The organism is Pseudomonas sp. NBRC 111138 (genome assembly GCF_001320835.1).
In the GTDB taxonomy this organism is placed as follows: domain Bacteria; phylum Pseudomonadota; class Gammaproteobacteria; order Pseudomonadales; family Pseudomonadaceae; genus Aquipseudomonas; species Aquipseudomonas paracarnis.
The window spans coordinates 1-4,254 of record NZ_BCBO01000186.1; the positions used below are offsets into that span (position 1 = coordinate 1).

Sequence of the window (4,254 nt, forward strand, 5' to 3'; positions counted from 1 at the left end):
CCAGGCCCAGGCTGATGGCTTGTTCAACGATGAAATCGTGCCGATGGCGGTCAAGTACAAGGTGGAGGACAAGAACACTGGCGCGGTGCAGATCCTGGATGGCGCGGTAGACCGTGACGACTGCAACCGCCCGGACACCACCCTGGCCAGCCTCAGCGGCCTGAAGCCGGTATTTGCCGAGGATGGCTCGGTAACGGCAGGTAACTCCTCGCAGCTCTCCGACGGTGCGTCGATGACCCTGGTGATGAGCCTGGAAAAAGCCCTGGAACTGGGGCTCAAGCCCAAGGCGTTCTTCCGTGGCTTTACCGTGGCCGGTTGCGAGCCGGACGAGATGGGCATCGGCCCGGTGTTCTCGGTGCCCAAGTTGCTCAAGGCCAAGGGGTTGCAGGTGGCGGATATCGACTTGTGGGAACTCAATGAGGCCTTTGCTTCCCAGTGCCTTTACGCGCGCAATCGCCTGGAGATCGATAATGCCAAATACAACGTCAACGGCGGCTCGATTTCCATCGGGCACCCGTTCGGCATGACCGGCTCGCGGCAGGTGGGGCACCTGGTGCGCGAACTGCAACGGCGCAACCTGCGTTACGGGGTTGTCACCATGTGCGTGGGGGGTGGGATGGGCGCCACCGGACTCTTCGAAGCCGTACGCTGAGTCAGGTTGGAATACCGCCAATGTGGGAGCTGGCTTGCCTGCGATTGCGGTGGGTCAGCGACAGATTGGACACAGATAAATCGCCATCGCAGGCAAGCCAGCCCCCACATTCAAGACTGTGACGTATCCGAACTCAGTGACTTGCCCCTAGAATGCCTGCTCCACTTCCTCTGGCATCTGGGGCACTCATGCACATCTCTTCCGGCCGCTGGGTCTACGGTTTCTTCCTGACCCTGCTGACCGCGTTTCTGTGGGGCATTCTCCCGATCAAGCTCAAGCAAGTGTTGCAGGTGATGGACCCGATCACCGTGACCTGGTTTCGCCTCATGGTAGCGGGCACGTGCCTGTTCGTTTACCTGGCCGCCACCAAACGCCTGCCCAGCCGCAAAGTGCTTGGCCCCAAGGGTGGGTGGCTGGTGGGCATGGCGGTGTGTGGCCTGGTGGGCAACTACGTGCTGTACCTGGTTGGCCTGAAAATGCTCAGCCCCGGCACGGCGCAGTTGGTGGTGCAGATGGGGCCGATCTTTCTGATGGTTGCCAGTGTGTTTGTGTTCAAGGAGCGCTTCAGTCTGGGGCAGGGGGTGGGGCTGATGGTGCTGATCGCAGGCTTTGGCTTGTTTTTCAACCAACGCCTGGTGGAGTTGCTGACGTCCATGGGCACCTACACCGCCGGTGTGCTGACGATCCTGCTCGCCACCACCATCTGGGTGTTCTATGCACTGGGGCAGAAGCAGTTGCTGACGGTATGGAATTCATTGCAGGTGATGATGGTGATCTACCTGTCGTGCGCGGTGTTGCTCACGCCTTGGGCGCACCCGCTGGAGGCGTTGCAGTTGAGCCCGTTGCAAGGCTGGCTGCTGCTGGCGTGCTGCATGAATACGCTGGTGGCCTACGGCGCATTTGCCGAAGCCCTGGCGCATTGGGAAGCCTCGCGGGTCAGTGCGACCCTGGCGTTGACGCCGTTGGTGACCTTTGTGGCGGTGGCAGTGTCGGCCTGGCTGTGGCCGGACTATGTGCAAGCCGAAGAGATCAATGCCTTGGGGTATGTGGGGGCTTTGGTGGTGGTGACTGGCTCGGCGATGGTCGCGCTGGCGCCTTCGCTGCTCGCCGGGCTCAGGGCCCGGCGGCTGCGGATGTCGGTTTAAGCGCCGAGCATGTTTTCCGGGCGCACCCACTGGTCAAACTCGGCATCGGTGAGGTAGCCCAGCTCCAGTGCAGCCTCACGCAGTGTCAGCCCTTCGGCGTAAGCCTTCTTGGCGATTTCGGCTGACTTGTCGTAGCCGATATGCGGGTTGAGGGCGGTGACCAGCATCAGCCCGCGTTCCAGGTGCTGGGCCATTTGCTCGGCGTCGGGTTCGAGGCCAGCAATGCAATGCTCCTGGAAGTTGTTGCAGCCATCGGCCAGCAGGCGAATCGACTCCAGCAGGTTGTGGATGATCACCGGTTTGTACACGTTCAACTGCAAGTGCCCTTGGCTGGCGGCCATGCCGATGGTCACGTCGTTGCCCAGCACCTGGCAGGCCAGCATCGACAGCGCTTCGCATTGTGTGGGGTTGACCTTGCCGGGCATGATCGAACTGCCCGGTTCGTTGGCCGGCAACTTGACTTCGGCCAGCCCGGCGCGAGGGCCCGAACCCAGCAGGCGCAGGTCGTTGGCGATTTTCATCAGCGCCACGGCCAGGGTTTTCAGCGCGCCGTGCAAGGTCACCAGCGGCTCATGGCCGGAGAGGGCGGCGAATTTGTTCGGCGCGGTCACAAAGGGTAGACCCGACAACGCGGCCAGCTCGGAAGCAATCGCCTCGCCAAAGCCATGGGGGGCATTGAGGCCGGTGCCGACGGCGGTGCCGCCCTGGGCCAGCTCGCACACCGCGGGCAGGGCGCTGCGGATCGCACGCTCGGCGTAATCGAGCTGGGCGATAAACGCCGAAAGTTCCTGGCCGAAGGTGATCGGTGTGGCATCCATCATGTGGGTACGGCCGGTCTTGACCAGCTTCATATGCCGCGCGGCCAATTCTGCCAGCCCACCGGACAAGGTGGCGATCGCCGGCAGCAGTTGCTTGTTCACCGCTTGCACCGCAGCAATGCTCATGGCGGTGGGGAAGCAGTCGTTGGAACTCTGGGAACGGTTGACGTGATCGTTGGGGTGCACCGGGCTCTTGCCGCCGCGGTTGTTGCCGGCCAGTTCGTTGGCGCGGCCAGCGATCACTTCGTTGGCGTTCATGTTGCTCTGGGTGCCACTGCCGGTCTGCCAGACCACCAGCGGGAACTGGTCGTCATGCTGGCCGTCCAGGACTTCGTCGGCAGCCTGCTCGATCAGGCGGGCAATATCGGCGGGCAAGTCGCCGTTGCGGTCGTTGACCCGCGCCGCAGCCTTCTTGATCAGGGCCAGGGCATGTAATACCGCCAGCGGCATGCGCTGCTCGCCAATCGCGAAATTGACCAGCGAACGTTGGGTTTGCGCGCCCCAATAGGCGTCATCAGGGACCTGTACTTCCCCCAGGCTGTCGGTTTCGATACGGCTCATCGGTCACCCTCCTTATGCAGTCGTGATTGGTCAGTTTAGGCCCTGGCGGCCAGCGTGGGTTCCCTAAAAGCGCATTTGTGCCATCGCGCCCCGTGAAACCGGGGCTTGCCAAGGAGTGGGGTTGAGCCGCGAGGTTTTTTAGGCGCAGAATGGTCGCCCTTGGGGTCTTACCTCGCCTGCTAGAAAAGGAAACTCGATGACTCGTCTTCGTGCCATCTGTACCGCGGTTGCTCTGGTTTGCGCCAGCGGCCAGGTTCTTGCCGATACCGCCAGCCACAACGCCAGTGCCGAAGCCTTCCTTACCCTGGCCCATGCTGACAAGCTGGGTACCCCGGTGTACATGCAAGTGCAGCAAATGTTCGCCCAGCGTTTCGAACAGACCAAGGCGCCTGCCGCCAAGCAGTCGGTACTGGACAGCTACCAGGCCAAGGCCAACGCCGCTCTGGACCAGGCCATCGGCTGGCCGAAGCTCAAGCCTGACATGGTCAAGCTCTACACCACCAACTTCAGCGAATCCGAGCTCAAGGACCTGGTAGCGTTCTACCAGTCGCCACTTGGCAAGAAAGTCCTGGAAAAAATGCCCCAGCTGACCCAGCAATCGGCCCAGATGACCCAGGCCAAGCTGGAAAGCGCCGTACCGGTGGTGAACAAGCTGTTGGAAGACATGACCAACGAGCTGGCGCCAAAAGCCGCCGCACCGGCCAAGAAGAAGTAAGCAGGAATGACCATGCAACAGCGTATCGAAACGGCCCTTGCCGCCCTGGCCCCGCAACACTTGAGCGTGCTGGATGAAAGCCACATGCACAGCCGTGGGTTGCAGACCCACTTCAAGGCCGTGCTGGTCAGCCAGCAGTTCGAGGGGCTCAACCGCGTCAAGCGCCACCAGAAGGTCTACGCCACCCTGGGTGATCTGATGAGCGAGTTCCATGCGCTGGCGCTGCATACCTATACGCCCGACGAGTGGGCGACAATCGACGCAGCCCCGGCCTCGCCGACCTGCGCCGGCGGACATTGAGATCGGAAGAGCACACGTCTGAACTCCAGTCACGAGTGGATATCTCGTATGCCGTCTTCTGCT

4 protein-coding genes are annotated in these 4,254 nt (G+C 62.0%); 3 read left to right on the plus strand and 1 reads right to left on the minus strand.

The features are described 5' to 3' along the window. Together APH41_RS27585 and APH41_RS27590 are read left to right on the plus strand one after the other, a co-directional pair. The coding region (locus tag APH41_RS27585) for a thiolase family protein (protein ID WP_156359108.1) at positions 1–652 on the plus strand (652 nt) is incomplete at its 5' end. 188 nt (positions 653–840) lie between these two features. Beyond that, complete coding sequence (locus APH41_RS27590; RefSeq protein WP_054922648.1) at positions 841–1,797, plus strand: DMT family transporter; 957 nt, start codon at positions 841–843, stop codon at positions 1,795–1,797. Here the strand turns inward: APH41_RS27590 and APH41_RS27595 are convergent. After that, on the minus strand, positions 1,794–3,176 hold the full coding sequence (locus tag APH41_RS27595; protein ID WP_014719259.1) for a class II fumarate hydratase: 1,383 nt from the start codon (positions 3,174–3,176) through the stop codon (positions 1,794–1,796). The two genes, APH41_RS27590 and APH41_RS27595, sit on opposite strands and share 4 nt — an antisense overlap. 196 nt (positions 3,177–3,372) lie before the next feature. On the opposite strand from APH41_RS27595, the gene APH41_RS27600 reads away from it, so the two are divergent. Further along, positions 3,373–3,891: a DUF2059 domain-containing protein gene (locus APH41_RS27600; RefSeq protein WP_014719258.1), complete on the plus strand. Its 519-nt coding sequence runs from the start codon at positions 3,373–3,375 to the stop codon at positions 3,889–3,891. The last annotated feature ends 363 nt before the right edge of the window (positions 3,892–4,254 follow it).

Bases quoted from the DNA above. Each gene is read 5' to 3' on its own strand.
- APH41_RS27590 (WP_054922648.1), top strand. From the start codon at position 841: ATGCACATCTCTTCCGGCCGCTGGGTCTACGGTTTCTTCCTGACCCTG.
- APH41_RS27595 (WP_014719259.1), bottom strand. From the start codon at position 3,176: ATGAGCCGTATCGAAACCGACAGCCTGGGGGAAGTACAGGTCCCTGAT.
- APH41_RS27600 (WP_014719258.1), top strand. From the start codon at position 3,373: ATGACTCGTCTTCGTGCCATCTGTACCGCGGTTGCTCTGGTTTGCGCC.